Source organism: Streptomyces sp. NPDC005195, from assembly GCF_040608315.1.
GTDB classification, from domain to species: domain Bacteria; phylum Actinomycetota; class Actinomycetes; order Streptomycetales; family Streptomycetaceae; genus Streptomyces; species Streptomyces kaempferi.
Map to the genome: position 1 here is coordinate 75,673 of NZ_JBEXHZ010000026.1, position 17,288 is coordinate 92,960.

Annotated in this window: 15 protein-coding genes and 1 pseudogene; 9 read left to right on the forward strand and 7 right to left on the reverse strand. The window is 73.4% G+C overall.

Annotated features, from left to right (window positions below; all coding sequences use genetic code 11):
- Positions 1-33 precede the first annotated feature (33 nt).
- Together ABZV34_RS24530 and ABZV34_RS24535 are read right to left on the reverse strand one after the other, a co-directional pair.
- Entirely contained in the window at positions 34-1,605 is a 1,572-nt protein-coding gene (locus tag ABZV34_RS24530; RefSeq protein WP_356280461.1) for a hypothetical protein, read from the reverse strand.
- A gap of 37 nt (positions 1,606-1,642) precedes the next feature.
- The gene (locus tag ABZV34_RS24535; protein ID WP_168527119.1) at positions 1,643-1,837 is read right to left on the reverse strand and encodes a hypothetical protein; all 195 of its coding nucleotides are present in this window, start codon (positions 1,835-1,837) and stop codon (positions 1,643-1,645) included.
- Between the two features lie 382 nt (positions 1,838-2,219).
- Between ABZV34_RS24535 and ABZV34_RS24540 the strand changes: the two genes are divergently transcribed.
- The 5 genes from ABZV34_RS24540 (at position 2,220) to ABZV34_RS24560 (ending at position 7,819) form a co-directional block, all read left to right on the forward strand.
- Entirely contained in the window at positions 2,220-2,612 is a 393-nt protein-coding gene (locus tag ABZV34_RS24540) for an ankyrin repeat domain-containing protein (RefSeq protein WP_153291738.1), read from the forward strand.
- A gap of 300 nt (positions 2,613-2,912) precedes the next feature.
- The gene (locus ABZV34_RS24545; protein ID WP_356280464.1) at positions 2,913-4,331 is read left to right on the forward strand and encodes a HEAT repeat domain-containing protein; all 1,419 of its coding nucleotides are present in this window, start codon (positions 2,913-2,915) and stop codon (positions 4,329-4,331) included.
- A 139-nt stretch (positions 4,332-4,470) separates the two neighbouring features.
- Positions 4,471-5,634: a glycosyltransferase family 1 protein gene (locus ABZV34_RS24550; RefSeq protein ID WP_356280467.1), complete on the forward strand. Its 1,164-nt coding sequence runs from the start codon at positions 4,471-4,473 to the stop codon at positions 5,632-5,634.
- Positions 5,631-6,785, forward strand: a complete 1,155-nt coding sequence (locus ABZV34_RS24555) for a glycosyltransferase (protein WP_356280470.1) — start codon at positions 5,631-5,633, stop codon at positions 6,783-6,785. Before ABZV34_RS24550 ends, ABZV34_RS24555 begins: the two co-directional genes overlap by 4 nt.
- Positions 6,782-7,819 (forward strand): SGNH/GDSL hydrolase family protein, encoded by a 1,038-nt coding sequence (locus ABZV34_RS24560; RefSeq protein ID WP_356280473.1) that lies wholly within the window; start codon positions 6,782-6,784, stop codon positions 7,817-7,819. The genes ABZV34_RS24555 and ABZV34_RS24560 overlap by 4 nt, the downstream gene beginning before the upstream one ends.
- Before the next feature lie 25 nt (positions 7,820-7,844).
- Here ABZV34_RS24560 and ABZV34_RS24565 read toward each other — a convergent pair whose 3' ends face one another.
- From ABZV34_RS24565 to ABZV34_RS24585, 5 genes are read right to left on the reverse strand one after another with little or no spacing between them, the layout of a single operon-like run.
- On the reverse strand, positions 7,845-8,714 hold the full coding sequence (locus ABZV34_RS24565; RefSeq protein WP_356280476.1) for a biotin-dependent carboxyltransferase family protein: 870 nt from the start codon (positions 8,712-8,714) through the stop codon (positions 7,845-7,847).
- Positions 8,714-9,328: an allophanate hydrolase subunit 1 gene (locus ABZV34_RS24570; protein WP_356280479.1), complete on the reverse strand. Its 615-nt coding sequence runs from the start codon at positions 9,326-9,328 to the stop codon at positions 8,714-8,716. Before ABZV34_RS24570 ends, ABZV34_RS24565 begins: the two co-directional genes overlap by 1 nt.
- On the reverse strand, positions 9,325-10,083 hold the full coding sequence (locus ABZV34_RS24575) for a 5-oxoprolinase subunit PxpA (RefSeq protein WP_356280482.1): 759 nt from the start codon (positions 10,081-10,083) through the stop codon (positions 9,325-9,327). Before ABZV34_RS24575 ends, ABZV34_RS24570 begins: the two co-directional genes overlap by 4 nt.
- A 29-nt stretch (positions 10,084-10,112) precedes the next feature.
- The gene (locus tag ABZV34_RS24580; protein WP_356280498.1) at positions 10,113-10,955 is read right to left on the reverse strand and encodes a putative hydro-lyase; all 843 of its coding nucleotides are present in this window, start codon (positions 10,953-10,955) and stop codon (positions 10,113-10,115) included.
- A gap of 59 nt (positions 10,956-11,014) precedes the next feature.
- Positions 11,015-12,334, reverse strand: coding sequence for an MFS transporter (locus ABZV34_RS24585; RefSeq protein WP_356280485.1), 1,320 nt, complete (start codon positions 12,332-12,334; stop codon positions 11,015-11,017).
- A 236-nt stretch (positions 12,335-12,570) separates the two neighbouring features.
- Between ABZV34_RS24585 and ABZV34_RS24590 the strand changes: the two genes are divergently transcribed.
- From ABZV34_RS24590 to ABZV34_RS24605, 4 genes and pseudogenes are all read left to right on the forward strand, one after another.
- Positions 12,571-13,275 (forward strand): GntR family transcriptional regulator, encoded by a 705-nt coding sequence (locus ABZV34_RS24590; protein WP_356280488.1) that lies wholly within the window; start codon positions 12,571-12,573, stop codon positions 13,273-13,275.
- Positions 13,276-13,390: 115 nt separating this feature from the next.
- Positions 13,391-14,908 (forward strand): hypothetical protein, encoded by a 1,518-nt coding sequence (locus ABZV34_RS24595; RefSeq protein WP_356280490.1) that lies wholly within the window; start codon positions 13,391-13,393, stop codon positions 14,906-14,908.
- Between the two features lie 133 nt (positions 14,909-15,041).
- Positions 15,042-15,923: a hypothetical protein gene (locus ABZV34_RS24600; protein WP_356280493.1), complete on the forward strand. Its 882-nt coding sequence runs from the start codon at positions 15,042-15,044 to the stop codon at positions 15,921-15,923.
- A gap of 61 nt (positions 15,924-15,984) precedes the next feature.
- Positions 15,985-17,288: pseudogene (locus tag ABZV34_RS24605) on the forward strand (hypothetical protein); the annotation flags it as partial.

The following is a 17,288-nucleotide window of genomic DNA, read 5'->3' on the forward strand; positions in this document are numbered from 1 at the left end:
CGTGGCCGGCCCGCCCGCTTCCCGGGGGAAGGGTCAGCCTTCCGCCGCCGCCGGTTCCGCCGCGGCCTTGACGGGTTCCGGCTCCGGGTCGGCCGCGGCGGTCCGGACCGGCAGGAGGTCCAGTACCGCGCGGCGCTGCGTCTCGCTCGTCGCGTCGTCGAAGGGGTCGGGGGTGGCCGGGACCTGGAGGCGCAGGACGGGGCCGGCGCCCAGCCGGGCGTATCCGCGGCCGGGCGGCACGCTCTGGGGCGGAGTGGTGTGCGGCGGGGCCCCGAGCACGGCCTCCAGTTGCGGGGCCGTCGCGGAACCGAGGACCACGCGCGCGCGGGTGTGCTGGCGGACGGCCTCGCCGAGGGAGCCGAGGCTGTCGAACTGCTCGGCCACGACGACCGTGACGCCCGCCGCGCGCCCGTGCCGCAGCGGCACCTCGAGAAGGTCCTGGGGATCCCGGTGGCCGTCGGCGGCGGCGAGGTGTCCCAGGGCGCCCGGACGGTCCAGCAGGATCCAGAGCGGGTTCTTGATGTCCTCCGGGGCCGGATGCCCGGCCTGCCGGGCGTGGTTCGCGGAGAGCAGTCGCCGCTCCGTCTCGTGCGCCGCCCATTCCAGACTGGCGAGCGCTCCGGCGAGGCCGGAGTCGACGGCGAGCACACCGTCCCGGCCGGTCAGGCACGCGTACTCGCCGGTGCCGCCGCCGTCGACGATGACGACGTCACCGTACTCGAGGGCCTGCAGGGCGATGGAGCGTACGAGCGTGGACAGACCGCTGCCCGGTTCGCCCGCGACCAGCAGGTGCGGTTCCGTCGAGCGGGCACCGGTGCGCCAGACGACCGGCGGGACGTCGCGCTGGGCCTCGCCGAAGCCGAGGGGGAGCGTGCGCTGGACGTCGGCCGGGTCGGTGAAACCGAGGACCGTCTCACCGGGCGCGGTGACGAAGCGCTGGGCGGCGATGTCGGTGGGGAGCGGCGGCAGCACGGTGACCGTGAGTTCGTTGCCCTCCTGCTCCCACGCGAAGTGGTACTCGCGGCCACGGCCCGACTTGGCCTGCAGCAGTTGTTCGATCAGGGCCCGGGAGGTCGCCTCCCCGTCCGTGAAGTACGCCGGATAGCGGACGAGGAGGCGGGAGACGCGTCCGTCGTCGTCGAAGTCGTGGGTGGGGAAGGCCTTCTCCCAGTCGCCGCCGTGGGCGTAGAGGGGAGCGGGGTCCTCGGCCACGGAGAAGTACGGGACGAGTGCCTCGTAGAGCGACTGGAGGCGTTTGACCTGAGCCTCGTCGGGGCCCGTGGGCGCCGGCGGGGTGCGGTCGCGGCCGTACCAGGCTGCCGCCGCCATCAGGGTGATGGCGGCGAGCAGCGGTCCGTACGACACCAGTGCCACGACCAGGATCACCGAGGCCACCAGGAACAGCAGCGGGCCGCGCCCGTCCTTGGGGGTCTCGGCCCATTTACGCTGCCCGGCAGCCGCCAGGCGGCGCAGTCCACGGGCGACCGTGATCAGCGGCTGGAGAACGTCGGTGGCGCTGTCGGCTGCCGTCCGGGCCAGCTCCCGGCTTCGGGCGATCTGCGCGCTGCCGTTGCTGAGGATGCGGGGGAGGGGGCGCCGGGCCACTGCTGTCTCCTGAAGGTGCGTGCGATGGGCGTGGACGTCAGAACTTGATCCCGCCCAGGAGGCTCGCCAGGCTCTCGCCGCCGGCCTTGATGCTCGGCGCGATGGCCGTGCTGGCGAGATAGAAGCCGAAGAGCGCGGACGTCATGGCGTGCGACGCCTTGAGTCCGTCCTTGCGGAAAAAGAGGAAGACGATGATGCCGAGCAAGACGACGCCTGACATGGACAGAATCATTTGTGCTCTCCTGGTTCGCGGGGACAGTCACCATGAGTTGTTCCAGGATCACAGGATGTATCCATACGATAAAAGGTGCAAATGGGTCGTTTTCTTGTGATTTCACTCGTTCGGCTGAGCTGTTCCGGTGGGACGCGGCGGGTCCGTCGACTGCCGTTGTCTCCCGGTTTCTCCCGGTGGAATCGAGGTGATCCTTGCCTCGCCGGCGGCCGGTCATGTGCCGTCGGAGCCAGTACGCTGACGATTCACCCGTACGGCCGCACTTCCCGCTGTCGTACGAACCCGCGCATGACACTCCGCGGGTTGTCGTAGGCTCCCGCAGTCCGTGGGTCAGTCGTTGTCGTTCCTGTAGTTGTCGCCGTTGTGAGAGGTGGTCCGGCCGATGAGTGAAGTCCCCGACCCCGAGGTCGTGGAGTTGGCGACCAAGATCTTCGATCTGGCACGCCGGGGCGAGACGGAGGCGCTCGTGGCGTACGTCGACGCGGGCGTTCCGGCGAACCTCACCAACGACCGTGGCGACTCCCTCGTGATGCTCGCCGCGTACCACGGCCACGCCGGGGCGGTGCGCGCCCTCCTGGAGCGCGGCGCCGAGGCGGACCGGATCAACGACCGGGGTCAGACGCCGCTCGCCGGGGCCGTCTTCAAGGGCGAGGAAGCGGTCATCCGCGCGCTTCTCGACAGCGGTGCGGATCCGGCCGCGGGCACCCCCTCGGCCGTCGACACGGCCCGGATGTTCGGCCGGACAGAACTGCTCGAACTGTTCGGGGCGCACTGATCCGACCGCACTGACCAGGCACGACACGGAAAACGGGGGAGGCGGTACGGGGCCGCCGGAAATACGGTCGCGGCAGGAAGAACTGCCGAGTCATCATGACGACGTGATTCACGGACGTGATGGCTGGGCAGATGTTGCCGCACCGCGCGGGCCGTGATCCGGCCCGCATGGGCCACCGACGAGAGGCAGAGGAAGATGGTCTACAGCAAGCAAGAAACGGCGGACGCTCCGACGTGTTGTCACGCGGCCAGGTAAGGCAGGATCCCGGTTGCGTCGACGCTTGATGTGAGGCTGTTTCCCATGTTCGATCCGGTCATAGCGCCCAGCGGAACGCTGCTCGGCCTGCTCCAGAGGGGCCGCGGCGACGGCACGCTGCACGCGCTCACCGCACCGCGGGCCGAGGCGCTCGCGGCACTGAACCACTGTGTGCTGAGTGATCCCCGCCACGACTGGCAGGTGGAGAACCGCTCCCTGTACTACGCCCGTCTCTACCTCGATCTGAGCGGTGAGCTCGACGAGATCGAGCGGCACCTCTTCGACGCCGAGGACGTCCTCGACGACTGCGAGTCACGCACGGGGCTCGCCCTCGCGGTGCTCGGGCACCTCGCCTCGTACGGCCGGCGGGACGCCCTCGAGCTGCTGCGCGGGTACGCCGCCTCGGGCACCAACTGGGCGTGGGCCCTGGACGAACTGGCCCTGCGTGACGACGACGCGGGCCTGCGGGCCCTCGCCGAGCCCGTGCTCGCCCGCTTCCCGGCCGACCCGGAGGGCGAGGCCGCGCTCACCGCCCAGGTGCGCGACGCCTTCGAACCACGGCCCTGGCGGCTGTGGGCCGACGATCCACGCCCGGCGATCGCCGGGCGGGTGCGGGCGGCCCAGGAACAGGGCTCCTTCGACCGATGGCAGCGGCAGATGCGGCCGGCCGGCCCCCGCCCTGGCTGGAGCGTACGAGCCGTGTTCGAGTGGGCGCAGCAGGGCCTGGACCGCGGAGTCGCACTCCATGTGCCGGCCGCGCGCTGCCTGACGGCCGTCGCGGGCCCCGAGGACCGGCCCGAGATCGTCGAGGCCGCCCGTGGCGGCGGCGACGGAGCCCGTTGTACAGCCCTGCGCTATCTCGCCGACAGTAACGATCCGGACGCCCTGGCGCTGATCGAGGCCGCCGTCGGAGACGGCACGGCGGCGGTCGCGGAGGCCGCCGTCGACGCGTTCGAACGTATGCGCAGTGTCGGCGCCGTCGACCGGGCGCGCGGCTGGGCGCACCGGCCCGACGCCCTGGGCGCCGCCGCGGGCCGGATGCTCGCCTGCCGCGGCGCCACCAACGACAGCGAACTGGTCCTGGGCGCGCTGCGGGAGGCCGTACGCGGCGAGGGCCCCGACGCGCCGACGCTGTGGACCCTGGTGGACGGCGCCGGGCGCCTCGGCATCGTCTGTGCCGCCCCCGTGCTGCGGCACATCTACCGCGAAACCGCCTCGTCCCATCTGCGCGGGCGAGCCGCCCGGGCGCTCGCCGCCACCGATCCCTCCTTCCCCGCGGGCTTCGCCGTCGAGTGCCTGTGGGACTGCGAGGAGTCGACCCGGGAAGTGGCCGCGCGACACGCCGAGACGGGTGACGCCCGCGTCGTGGACCAGCTGCGCCGGCTCGCGTCGGATCCGGCCGAGGAGGCGGAGGTCCAGACAGCCGTCCGCAGCCGCATCGGGCCCGACGCACCCGCCGTATGAACGAGAGGTGACTCGGGGGTCGTGGGGGCATGGCCGGGGGCTGACCTGGACAGGTGTGCGAGACAACGCTCACGGGCCGTTCCCCGGCAGGAAAGATCCACGTTGACGCGACCACGTCCAGCACGGCGAGAACACCGGTATGCGAGTCGTCATCGTGACCGAATCCTTTCCCCCCGATGTGAACGGCGTGGCCCACTGCGCGCTCCAGACCGCCCGGCACCTCGTCGATCGCGGTCACGCTCCCCTTGTCGTCGCTCCGGCCACCTCCCCCAAGTTCGCGGCTTCGTTCGAAGAGGGTGGTGCCCCCGTCGGGGGCGGGCCCGACGCCCTCTCGCCGTGCCCCATCGTCCGTGTCCCCTCCATTCCGCTCCCGGGCTACCCCCAGGTCCGCGTCGCCCTCCCCAGCCGACGCGTCGCCGCCGCCCTCGCCGAACACCGCGCGGACGTCGTCCACCTGGCCAGCCCCTTCATCCTCGGCGTGCGCGGCATGGCGGCCGCCGCCAAGCTCGGCATCCCCGCCGTGGCCGTCTACCAGACCGACCTGGCCGGATACGCCCGTACGTACATGGGCGCAGGCGAGGCCACCGCCTGGCGGCGTATCCGCTCCGTCCACACCGCCGCCGACCGGACACTCGCGCCCTCCAGCGCGGCCCTGCACGACCTGGAAGCACATGGTGTGCCCCGGGTACGGCTGTGGCCGCGCGGTGTGGACACCGTCCGCTTCCGTCCCGACCTCCGGGACGAGGCGCTCCGGCGTGAACTGGCGCCGAACGGCGAGCTGATCGTCGGCTACGTCGGCCGTCTCGCCCCCGAGAAGCAGGTCGAACTGCTCGCCGGGGTCTGCGGCCTGGACGGTGTACGCCTCGTGGTCGTGGGCGACGGGCCCAGCGAGACCTCGCTGCGCGAGGCGCTGCCCGGCGCCGTCTTCCTCGGGCGGCGCACCGGCGACGAACTCGCCCGGATCTTCGCCTCGCTGGACGTCTTCGCCCACACGGGCCCCTTCGAGACCTTCTGCCAGACCGTGCAGGAGGCCATGGCCAGCGGGGTGCCCGTGGTCGCACCCGCCGCGGGCGGACCGCTGGACCTGGTGGCACACGGCCGTACGGGGCTGCTGGTGCCGCCCCGCGACGCGACCGCCGTACGCGACGCCGTGGCGGCCCTGGCGGCCGATCCGGCCCGCCGGGCCGAGTACGGCGCCGCCGGGCGCGCCACCGTCGAGGGCCGCACCTGGGCGGCCGTCGGCGACCAGCTCATCGACCACTACGCCGAGGTGCTCTCGGCACGGACGGTGGTGGCGGCATGAGTCTGCGCATCGTACGGCTGGCCAACTTCGTGGCCCCCTCCTCCGGAGGCCTGCGCACCGCCCTGCGGGAGCTCGGCGCCGGCTACCTGGCCGCCGGGCACGACCCGGTCCTGGTCGTCCCCGGAGAGCGGGTGAGCGACACCGAGACCGAGCAGGGACGGGTGATCACGCTGCCCGGTCCGCTGCTGCCCGGAACCGGCGGCTATCGCGTGCTCACGGACAAGCGGCGCGTCGCCCGCCTCCTGGAGTCGCTCGCCCCCGACCGCCTGGAGGTCTCCGACCGGACCACCCTGCGCTGGACCGGGGTGTGGGCGCGACGGGCCCGGGTGCCGGCGGTGATGGTCTCCCACGAGACCGCCGACGGCGTGCTGCGGACCTGGGGGCTCTCCGAGGCGATGGCCCGCAGGACCGCCGACGCCCTCAACATCCGAACGGCGCACTCCTACGCACGGGTCGTGTGCACGACGGAGTTCGCGGAGCGCGAGTTCGTCCGCATCGGCGCCCGCAACGTCGTACGGGCCCCGCTGGGCGTCGATCTGGCCGGCCGGCACCCCACGCTGCGGGATCCCGCGGTGCGCGACCGGTACGCGCGCGCCGACCAGGTCCTGCTGGTGATGTGCTCCCGGCTGTCCGTCGAGAAGCGGCCCGGCACCGCGCTCGACGCCCTGGAGGCACTGCTGCGGCGCGGCGAGCGGGCCGTGCTGGTCGTCGCGGGGGACGGACCGCTGCGGGCCCGGCTCGAACAGCGGGCCGCCGAACGGCGGCTGCCCGTCACCTTCCTCGGACATGTCGCCGACCGTGCGCTGCTCGGCGCGCTGCAGGCCTCGGCGGACGTGTGCCTGGCGCCGGGCCCCGCCGAGACGTTCGGGCTCGCCGCCCTGGAGGCGATGGCCTGCGGCACCCCCGTGGTGGCCAGCGCGCTGTCCGCGCTGCCCGAGATCGTCGGGTCCGCCGGGGCCACCGCCGCGGACAGCGGTGACTCCTTCGCGGACGCGGTGCGGCTGCTCCTGGGGCGTACCGAGAAGGAGCGCCGGGAAGCGGCACGCGCGCGTGCCGAGTGCTTCGGCTGGGACACCGCCGTGAAGGCATTCCTCGCGGCGCACGACGCGACCGTCGAGGTGCGGCCCCGGCTTCAGGAGGGCGTCGGATGAGACCCCTTCGGTTCGTGGCCCTCGGGGACTCACTGACCGAGGGCGTGGGCGACCCCGTGGGAGAGGCCTGGCGGGGCTGGGCGGCGCTGCTCGCCGACGGATTGTCCGGCGGTGTGCCCCAGGCGGTGCCCGAGGCGGTGCCCGAGGCCGTGCCCGAGGCGGTGCCGGTCTGGGCCGCTGCGGGGCTCGGCGTCGGGCCGGACCACGGGTTCGCCCACGGGGCGGCCGTCAAGTCGTCCGGTGGTCCGGCCGGTGGGTCCGCGGGACGGCCCGTCGGGGGACCGTCCGACGGGCCCGTGGCGTCCGTCGAGTTCACCAACCTCGCGGTGAGCGGCGCCCAGACACGCGACGTCCTGGAACGGCAGACGCCGGAGGCGCTGGCCCTGCGTCCGGACGTGGTGTCCGTCGTGATCGGGGTGAACGACACGCTGCGGTGCACCTTCGACATCCACGCCGTGGCCGCCCGGCTCGACCAGGTGTACGCGGCCTTCCGGGACCAGGGCGCCGTGCTCCTGACCGCCTGTCTGCCGGATCCCGGTGCGATGCTCGGACTGCCGGGGGCGCTCGCCCGTCCGCTGGCCCGCCGCCAGCGGGCCGTCAACGCGGTCGTGCACGCCCTGTCCGAGCGCTACGGGGCAGTGCATGTGCACGCGGCGGAGGGCGCCTGGCTGACGGACCGCGCGTTGTGGAGCGCGGACCGGCTGCACCCGGGGGAGCGCGGGCACCGGCAGCTCGCCCTGCGCTTTCACCTGTCCCTCGCACAACAGGGCGTCGCCACCGGGCCCGCGCCCTCGGCCGAGCCCGAGTTCCCCGTGCCCACCCGCTCGGCGAGCCTGTGGTGGCTGGCCACCGCCGGGACGGGATGGGTGGCCCGGCGGTGCACCGACCTGCTGCCGCAACTGCTCACCCTGGCCGCCGCCGAGATCCGCCACCGGGCGCGCGGCACCAGCGCCCGGCTCGACCTCGGTGCCTCGCACGCCGTGACGTCCGCGCTGGCCGCCCTGTCGGGGGGCGAACAGCCGGACGCCGCATGAGGAGGCGGGGCGGACCGCCGGCGACTCACCGGCGGCGTACGACCAGGAAACGGACCGGCGTGCCCGCGACCGCCTGAGCGGCCGCGGAGAGGTCGGCCGCACGGACCACCGCGATCACCGGGTATCCCCCGGTGGTCGGATGGTCGGCGAGGAACACCACCGGTCTGCCGTCGGGCGGCACCTGTACGGCGCCCAGCACCATGCCCTCACTGGGGAGTTCGCCGGAAACGGCCCTCTCCAGTGGGGGTCCTTGCGTACGCAGCCCGATGCGGTTGCTCGCCGAGGACACCCGGTAGGCGGCCGTCGTCAGGGTGCGCAGCGCGGAGGCGGTGAACCAGTCGTCGCGCGGACCCGGGGTCACCCGCAGGACGAGCTCGGCGGGCGGACCCGGGTGCGGAACCACGTCCACGCGCGCGGGGACGTGGCCGGGGTGCCCCAGTGGCAGGACTGTTCCGTCCGTGAGGGGCGGCGGGCCCAGGCCCGAGAGGAGGTCCGTGGAGCGGCTGCCGAGGACCGGCTCCACGGCGACTCCGCCGGACACGGCCACATAGCTGCGCAGTCCCGCGCGCGCGGCGCCGACGTCGAGCAGCGCCCCGGCGGGGACGCGTACCGGCGCACCCCAGGGAGCCGGGCGTCCGTCCACCGCGACCGGGCAGGGGGCGCCCGTGACCGCCATGGTGACCGGCGAACGCGGGCGCAGGGCACAGCCGTCGAGGGTCGTCTCCAGGACGGCCGCCTCGACGGGGTTGCCGACGAGACGGTTGGCCAGCGCCGCCGCGGGCGCGTCCAGCGCGCCGGAGCGGGGGACACCCAGGTGCGCGTGGCCGGGGCGGCCTTGGTCCTGGACGGTGGTCAGGGCCCCGGCGCGCGCCACGGACAGGGCCCGGTCGGTCATCAGCACCCCGCCGCTACGAACCGGACCCGGGTGCCCGGGGCGAGCAGTGCGGCCGGCACGCGCGCGTGGTCCCACAGCACCGCGTCCGTCGTGCCGATCAGCTGCCAGCCGCCGGGCGACGAACGCGGGTACACGCCCGTGTACGGGCCCGCGAGGGCCACGGAACCGGCCGGGACCGAGGTACGCGGAGTCGGCCGGCGCGGCACGTCGTACCGGGAGGGCAGCCCGGTGAGGTAGCCGAATCCGGGTGCGAATCCGCAGAAGGCGACCCGGAACTCGGCCGCCGCGTGGATCTCCGGCACCTCGTGCTCCGGCACTCCCCACCGCGCCGCCACGTCGGCCAGATCGGGGCCGTCGTAGCGCACGGGGATCTCGATCGCGCCGCCCGCGCGCGCGGGCAGCGGGGGGATGTCCCACGCGGGGATGCGTGACGCCAGACGCACCGGGTCGTCCAGGCCGTCCAGCAGGACCGTACGGGCCGCCGGGACGATCTCCCGGACGGACAGGGAACCGTCCGCGCGGCGGCGCAGCAGCTCGGCGTGCAGGGCCTGGGCCGCCGCACCGGAGGCGACCTCGACGAGGAGGGCGTGTTCCCCGACGGGCAACACCCTCATACGAAGGCCTCCACGCGGACGCCCGAGGACTCCAGACGCGCGCGGACCCGGCGCGCCAGCTCCACCGCGCCCGGGGTGTCCCCGTGCAGGCACAGCGAGCGGGCGCGGACCGGGACGAGCTCCCCGGTGCGGGATGTCACCGTGCCGTACCGGGCCAGGCCCAGAGAGCGCTCGACGACCTCCTCGGCGTCCGTGATCACCGCGCCCTCCCGGGTGCGCGGCACGAGGGTGCCCTCCGGGGTGTAGGCGCGGTCCGCGAACGCCTCGGTGACCGTGGGCAGTCCGGCCCGCTCCGCCAGCTTCAGGAAGCGGGAGGACGGCAGACCGAGGACGGGCAGTCCGGCGCCCGCGAGCAGGACGCCGTCGACGACCGCCGCCGCCTGTTCCTCGTCGTGCACGACGCGGTTGTAGAGCGCCCCGTGCGGCTTCACGTACGCCACGCGCGCGCCCGCGGCGCGCGCGAAGACCTCCAGGGCGCCGATCTGGTAGGCCACTTCGGCCGCCAGTTCGTCGGGCGGTACGTCCATCGCGCGCCGCCCGAAACCCGCCAGGTCGCGGTAGGAGACCTGGGCGCCGATCCGTACGCCCCGTTCGGCCGCCAGTTCGCACACCCGCCGCATGGTCACCGCGTCCCCGGCGTGGAATCCGCAGGCCACGTTGGCGCTGGTGACGACGGACAGCAGTTGCTCGTCGTCGGTCAGCCGCCAGCGGCCGAAGCCCTCGCCGAGGTCGGCGTTGAGATCGATCGGGGTCATGAGACGCAGTCTCTCCTTCCCGGGCCGCTTCAGGCCACGCGGTACTGCTCGTCACGGGCGTCGGTGAGGAACATCTGCCCGGGTGCGTGGGTGATCGCGAACGGTGGGCGGGACGCCATGACGGCCGCCTGCGGAGTCACCCCGCAGGCCCAGAAGACCGGGATGTCGTCCGGTTCGGTGTCCACCGCGTCGCCGAAGTCGGGGTGCGCGAGACTGCGGATGCCCAGCCCCGAGGGTTCCCCGCAGTGCACGGGGCTGCCGTGCACCGCGGGCATGAGGCTGGTCTCCCGGATCGCCGCGGCCAGGTGTTCGGGCGGGACCGGACGCATCGACACCACCATGGGGCCGTGCAGGCGCCCGGCCGGCCGGCAGAGGCGCGCGGTCACGTACATGGAGACGTTGCGGCCCTGTTCGATGTGGCGCAGGGGGACGCCCGCCCCGGTGAGCGCCCACTCGAAGGTGAAACTGCACCCGATCAGGAACGAGACCAGGTCGTCGCGCCAGCGGCCGACGACGTCGGTGGGCTCGTCCACCAGCTCACCGTGCTCCCAGACCCGGTAGCGCGGCAGATCGGTGCGCAGGTCCGCGCCGTCGGCGAGCGGGGTGGTCCAGGAGCCGGCGTCGGTGACGTCGAGGACCGGGCAGGGTCCTGGGTTGCGCTGGCAGAACAGCAGCATGTCGTACGCCCAGTCGGCGGGCACCGAGATCAGGTTGGCCTGGGTGTGCCCCGCGGCGATCCCGGCCGTCGGGCCCGACACGCCCGAACGGAACCTGGCCCGTGCCGTTTTGGGGGTCCACGCGCGTGCGTGCTCGCCGAGCGGGTGCAACGGGCGCTCCTGGGAGGGGCGTTGTGCGGAGGCCGCGGGAGTCACGGGAGTCGCCGGTCCCGCGGAGGTGAGAGAGGTCGGGGAGGGCGGGGAAGTCACGGACGTCACAGGAGTTCCTTTCCACGGGTCTCGGGGAGGCCGATCAGCGCCAGTGCGGCGAGTGCGTAGCCGATCGCGCCGAAGACCAGGGCGCCGCCCACGCCCCAGCTGTCGGCCAGGAAGCCGACCAGGGTCGGGAAGACGGCGCCCACCGCGCGTCCGGTGTTGTACGTGAAGCCCTGCCCGGTGCCGCGCACCGCCGAGGGATACAGCTCGCTGAGGAACGAGCCGAAGCCGCTGAAGATCGCCGACATGCAGAAGCCGAGCGGGAAACCGAGCACGAGGAGAAGCGTGTTGGCGCCGCTCGGGAGGCCGGCGTAGATGAGGACGCAGACCGCGGAGAGGATCGCGAAGAGCAGGATGTTCCGCTTGCGGCCCAGCCTGTCGGTGAGATAACCGCCGGTGAGGTAGCCGATGAAGGCCCCGGAGATCAGGAACGTGAGGTAGCCGCCGGTGCCGACCACGGACAGACCCCGCTCCGTCTTCAGGTACGTGGGTACCCAGGTGGCCAGCGTGTAGTAGCCGCCCTGGACTCCGGTGGAGAGCAGTACCGCGAAGAACGTGGTGCGCAGCAGACCGGGGTCCCCGGCCGTGGCCGGCTTGAAGATCGCCGTGAACGATCCCTTGTCCGTGCTCCTCTCGCGCACGGCGGCCGCCTCGGGGGCGTCCTGCACCCGGCGGCGCACCCAGACGACCAGCAGCGCGGGCAGCGCGCCGGTCCAGAACATCACGCGCCACGCGAGGTCGTCGCCGAGGAACTGGAAGACGAGGGTGTAGACGAGCACCGCCAGTCCCCAGCCGACGGCCCAGGAGCTCTGGATCGCGCCGAGTGTGCGACCGCGGTGCCTCGGGCTCGCGTACTCGGCGACCAGGATCGCGCCGACCGCCCACTCACCGCCGAAACCGAGGCCCTGAAGGGCGCGGAACACCAGCAGCGTCTCGTAGTCGGGCGCGAATCCGCAGGCCACGGTGAACACCGCGTACGTGATCACGGTGATCATGAGTGCCTTGACGCGCCCGATCCGGTCCGCGACCACGCCGGCGATCGCCCCGCCGACCGCCGAGACGACCAGGGTGACGGTGGTGAACAGACCGGTCTGGCCGCTGTCCAGACCGAAGTACGCCGCCAGCGCGACCATGCTCAGCGGCAGGGTGAAGTAGTCGTACGAGTCGAGGGCGTAGCCGCCGAACGCGCCGGCGAAGGCCTGGCGGCCCCGCGGGCCGAGGGCGCGCAGCCAGGCGAACGCGCCTTCCTGGGAACCGGGTTCACCCGCGCCTTGGCGGGGGCCGGCGGTCAGGGCCTGAGAGGGAGGGGTCGTGCTCATGGGCACCTCGCAGTGAGGGACGAAGGGTGCGTGTGGACTGAGCCGTGCCGTGCCGTGCTGTGCCGCGTCGATCTGTGCCGTGCCGTGCGGAGAGACGGGCGCCGTGTTCGAGCGGGCGGTGTTCGAGCGGGTGGTGCGGTCTGTGCGCCGCCGTCTGACCGCCAAGGTAGAGGATCGTTGAACGATCCTTCAATACCCGTGTTGTTTCGTTCCCGTATCTGCGATTGAATTCCGGCATGGCAGAGCTGACCGGACTGGCCGACGACCGCGCCCTGCTGGGCCGCACCAGCACCGCGGAGAGGGTGGCGGACATCCTCAGGAGCCGGGTCGCCGAGGGGTACTTCCTGCCGGGGACGCGGCTGTCCGAGGACAGCATCGGCGGGGCGCTCGGTGTGTCACGCAACACACTGCGCGAGGCGTTCCGGCTGCTCACGCACGAACGGCTGCTCGTCCACGAGCTCAACCGCGGGGTCTTCGTGCGGGTGCTGACGGTCGAGGACGTCGAGGACATCTACCGCACCCGCACCCTCGTCGAGTGCGCCGTGGTCCGAGGGCTGGGCGAGCCGCCGTACGCCCTCGACGACCTCGCCCACGCCGTCGAGGAGGGACAGCGGGCGGCCCGCGACGGTGGCTGGAAAGCCGTGGGTACGGCCAACATCCACTTCCACCGGGAGCTCGTCGCACTCGCCGGCAGCTCCCGTACCGACGAGGTGATGCGCAGTGTCTTCGCCGAACTGCGGCTCGCCTTCCATGTGGTGGACGACCCGCGGCGCCTGCACGAGCCGTATCTCGCCCGTAACCGTGAGATCCTCGAGACGCTCCAGGCGGGGGACCGCGACGGGGCCGAGCGCCTCCTCGCGGGCTATCTCGGCGACTCGCTCGAAAGGGTCGTGGAGGTCTACGCGCGGCGGGTGGCGGACGGCGCGCAGGGCATCGACTGAGGCGCGGGCGGGCCGCCGGCGCACGGCGGGCCGGAGCGCGCCGCGAACCCGGTGACGGGCGGTCGCTTCTGCGCCGTTTCGACCGTTGTCGGACCGAGGACCTAGTCTGTGCACCGTGACTTCGCCCGCACCGACGGACCGTGTTCCGCCCCAGCTCAGCGCGGCGCCGCGCCCTGCTCCGGGCCCGGCCGCCGACGAAGGCCTGGCGCGGCGGCTGCGCGCGCTCGCCTGCACCGCGCCGCTGCACGACCTGGACGTGCGCAAGGCGAATCTCGCGGGCGAGTACACGGTCTACGGCATGGCCGAGCTGGCCCTCGCCGTCATCGACCTCGTCACCCTGAACATGGACTTCGACACCGGAGCCGACCACGACCAGATAGTGGCCCGGCTCCTCCCGCGCATCGCCGCGCAGGCACCCCGGCGCCCCGTCGCCGAGCACGAGCGGGTGGCCCGCTGGGTCCTGGAGAACCTGATCAACGTCGGCAGCGTCGACCGCGGCTTCCGGGCCGTGTACGGCACGTTCGCGCCCGACGGCTCCTATGTGCGCCGGGACTACGACTTCAAGCTGATCGAAGAGGTCCCCGGCTACGGGGGCACCGTCTACCTCCGGACGACGGACGAGGCGGTCAACGTCCTCGTCGGCGCCCTCGACACCGACGTCACCAGCGCGCAGATCGCCGCCGAGGTCAAGCTGGAGGTACTGATCAGCCGCGGCCGTCTCGCCGACGCCCAGCTCGCCGCCGAGCAGGCCCGCTACCGGACCGTGCAGTACGCGGGGACGCTCCGCAGGGCGCTCGACGCCACCCGGCGCAATGTGCGGGCCGTCGACTGGCTCCAGGCCGTGCCCGACATGATCGCCGAGGCCCTCGACCACGTCGCGGACCGGTACCGCCACGAGAACGCGATCCTCACCAACATCCGCAAGGCCCGCGACGAGTCCGAGGACCCCGAGCAGAAGCGCCGCGCCGCCGAGCTCGTCGACATCGTCAAGGACTGCATCCGCCGGCACACACAGCTGCAGTCCAGGCTCCTGGAGGCCGGCCCGCTGTTCCGCGCCGAGCAGGACCGGCAGGCCTTCGCCACCCCCATGACGACCTCCGGCATCGACCTCTACGGCCATCTCGTCGCCCCCCTGCTGCCGCTGCCCGTCGAGCAGGCGCGGCGCGTGACCGACGCCTTCTTCGCGCGCGGAACCGGTCTGCGCACCCCCGTGTCCGTCCGCGTCGGGGATCTCGTCGACCTCCTGCTGACCCCGCCCGTGGAGCGGGAGCACCTCGGCGCCGAGATGCCCGAGCCGGACCTGATCGCCACCCCGGACGACAGCCGCTTCAGCGAGGAGCAGCTCGTGAGCGCCATGGAGCTGCTCGACCTGCCCGCCGACGCGCCTCGGCGGCTCTCCGGACTGCTGGCGGAGGCACGCGGCCGCGATACCGAACTTCCCTATCTGGTAGCACTGCTGGCCATCCACGCGGCCAGCCCGCCGGTCGGTACCGCCTACCGGCAGGGCGAGGAGAAGCTGCTCTTCGCCGTGGACGACGGGACCGAGCTGGACGATCCCGAGTTCGGCGGCGCCGATCTCATCGTGGGAATGGCCCTGCTGGACGCGGCGGGGATGGCGGCGGACCGGAAGTGAACGCCTCGTCGCAAGCACCGGGGAGCCGCGAGCCGTCCACGGCCCGCCGGTCGGCCGTGGCCGGCCGCGCGGCCTGCCGCGATCCGCACCGGGACGCCCCCGCCCCCGTACCTCTGAACAAGGAGCCCCTTCCGTGACCGAGCAGCACGTCGAGTGGAGCGAGCCGGACGTCGTCGCCGCGCCGGCGAACGCCCCCGTCACGCCCGCCGACGCCGCCGACGCGGCGCGGCTCGTCGCGTTCGGACTGCAGCCCAAACTGCAGCCCGCGCGCGACCAGGAGTACGCGGAGCTGCTGCGGCGCTACCGTGAGGACCCGCCCTTCGGGCGCCTCGCCGACGCCGTGGCCGCCGGGCTCGGACTGGTCGTCCTCGAGGTGTCCGCACGCGCGGGGATGGTGGTCACGGCCGCCGAGGACTCCGTCTTCGCCGTCCGCATGGGTGACTACGCGCGCCGTACCTCCGCCGACTCCGTGGACCGCTTCCTGCACGGCCTCGCCCACCTCGCCGTGGCCGCCCTGGCCTTCCCCCGGCCGGAGGACCTGGCCGACGACGGATACATCGGGCGCGTCTCGGTCAACGGCGTCGACGCGTTCGTACGCCAGGCCTGCCGCCGTCTGGAGGAGCGGGCCGAGGAGCTGGGCGAGAACTCCGATCCGGCGACCGAGGCCCCGGGTCTGGAGGCGGCCTGGCGGACCTGGGCACGTCGCAGTTCCACCGGGGCCACCAAGGACGCGCGAAGACTCGCCGGCTCGACCACGGGCATCGTCGGCAAGGCCGTCGCGTTCCTCACCGACTCCGGCTTCCTGCAGCGCACCGGCGACGACGCGGGAGGCACGTACCGGACGACGGCCCGCTACCAGCTCCAGGTCCGGGACATGGCGGGCAGCGCCGCGATGGCCGAGCTGCTGGAGCTGGGCGTCGTCCCGGTGACCGACGGCTCCGCGAGCCTGCTGCCCGCCGCGGACGGCGACGAGCTGGAGCCGGTGGCCGGCGCCGGACTGCCGTTCCACGCCTGACCCCCACGTATCCGAAGAACCTCCCCACGTATCCGAAGACTGACGACGAGAGTCCGCCGCCATGTACGAGCTGTCCCGGGTCCGCCTCTACTCCATCGGGCCGGCCGGTGCGCGCTACGCCGACACCGTGCTGGACCTGCGGGGTGTCGGTGAGCCCGTGCCCGACCCCGCCCCCATCCAGGCGGAGTTCTTCGAGGACGAGCCCGTCGGGCCGCCGCGCCGGCCCGCACCCGCGGGCGTGCTCTTCCTGGAGAACGGCGGCGGCAAGTCCGTACTGCTCAAGCTGATCTTCTCGGTGATGCTGCCGGGACACCGCAACACACTGGGCGGCGCCAGCTCCGGTGTGCTGCGCAAGTTCCTGCTCGCCGACGACTGCGGCCATGTCGCGCTGGAGTGGCAGCACACCCTGACCGGCGAGTGCGTCGTGGTCGGCAAGGCCAGTGAGTGGCGTGGACGGCAGGTCTCCAACGACCCGCGGAAGTTCGCCGAGGCCTGGTACTCCTTCCGGCCCGGACCGGGCCTGAGCCTGGACAGTCTGCCCGTCGCCGAGGCGACCACCGTCCGTCCGGCCGTCGAGGGGGCGTCCCGCGCGCGGGGACGGCGCCGCACCATGAAGGGCTTCCGGGACACCATCACCGAGGCGGGCAAGGCCTACCCGCACCTGGAGGTGCACTGGGAGGAGATCCACGACCGCTGGAACGAGCATCTCGGCGACCTCGGCCTCGACCCCGAACTCTTCCGCTACCAGCGGGAGATGAACGCCGACGAGGGCGAGGCCGCCGGTCTCTTCGCCGTCAAGAAGGACTCCGACTTCACCGACCTGCTGCTGCGCGCGGTCACCGACACCCGCGACACCGACGGCCTCGCCGACCTGGTCGGCGGCTTCGGCAACAAGCTGGGACGGCGCTCCGAGCTCATCGCCGAGCGGGACTTCACGGCCGGCTCCGCGGACCTGCTCGGACGCATCGTCGAGGCCGCCGACGCCCGCTCCCGCGCCCGTGACATCCACGCGGCCGCCGAGCGGCGCACCCGGACACTGGCCCGGCGCCTGTCCGCACGGGCCGTGCGGGAGCGGGTGCGCGCCGGAGAGCTCGCGCAGCGCGTCACCGCCGCCGCGTACGCCGTCACCCACGCCGAGGGCGCCCGCGAGCGCAGTGCGCTGATCGCCGCGGAACTCGCCTACCGGCACGCCTCGCTGGCGCTCGCCGGGGCCGAGAAGTCGGCGGCCGCGCAGAAACGCGAGCTCGCCGACGCGCGCACGCTGCACGCCTCCTGGCAGGCCGCCGAGCTCGTCCTGCGCCACCGGGCCGCCGCCGACCGCTCCGCGCGCGTGGCCGCCGCGATCCTCGAGGCCGAGCGGGACGC

Excerpts from the sequence above, each read along its gene's own strand:
- ABZV34_RS24535 (WP_168527119.1), bottom strand. The coding sequence starts at position 1,837 with ATGATTCTGTCCATGTCAGGCGTCGTCTTGCTCGGCATCATCGTCTTC.
- ABZV34_RS24540 (WP_153291738.1), top strand. The coding sequence starts at position 2,220 with ATGAGTGAAGTCCCCGACCCCGAGGTCGTGGAGTTGGCGACCAAGATC.
- ABZV34_RS24545 (WP_356280464.1), top strand. The coding sequence starts at position 2,913 with ATGTTCGATCCGGTCATAGCGCCCAGCGGAACGCTGCTCGGCCTGCTC.
- ABZV34_RS24550 (WP_356280467.1), top strand. The coding sequence starts at position 4,471 with ATGCGAGTCGTCATCGTGACCGAATCCTTTCCCCCCGATGTGAACGGC.
- ABZV34_RS24555 (WP_356280470.1), top strand. The coding sequence starts at position 5,631 with ATGAGTCTGCGCATCGTACGGCTGGCCAACTTCGTGGCCCCCTCCTCC.
- ABZV34_RS24560 (WP_356280473.1), top strand. The coding sequence starts at position 6,782 with ATGAGACCCCTTCGGTTCGTGGCCCTCGGGGACTCACTGACCGAGGGC.
- ABZV34_RS24565 (WP_356280476.1), bottom strand. The coding sequence starts at position 8,714 with ATGACCGACCGGGCCCTGTCCGTGGCGCGCGCCGGGGCCCTGACCACC.
- ABZV34_RS24570 (WP_356280479.1), bottom strand. The coding sequence starts at position 9,328 with ATGAGGGTGTTGCCCGTCGGGGAACACGCCCTCCTCGTCGAGGTCGCC.
- ABZV34_RS24575 (WP_356280482.1), bottom strand. The coding sequence starts at position 10,083 with ATGACCCCGATCGATCTCAACGCCGACCTCGGCGAGGGCTTCGGCCGC.
- ABZV34_RS24585 (WP_356280485.1), bottom strand. The coding sequence starts at position 12,334 with ATGAGCACGACCCCTCCCTCTCAGGCCCTGACCGCCGGCCCCCGCCAA.
- ABZV34_RS24590 (WP_356280488.1), top strand. The coding sequence starts at position 12,571 with ATGGCAGAGCTGACCGGACTGGCCGACGACCGCGCCCTGCTGGGCCGC.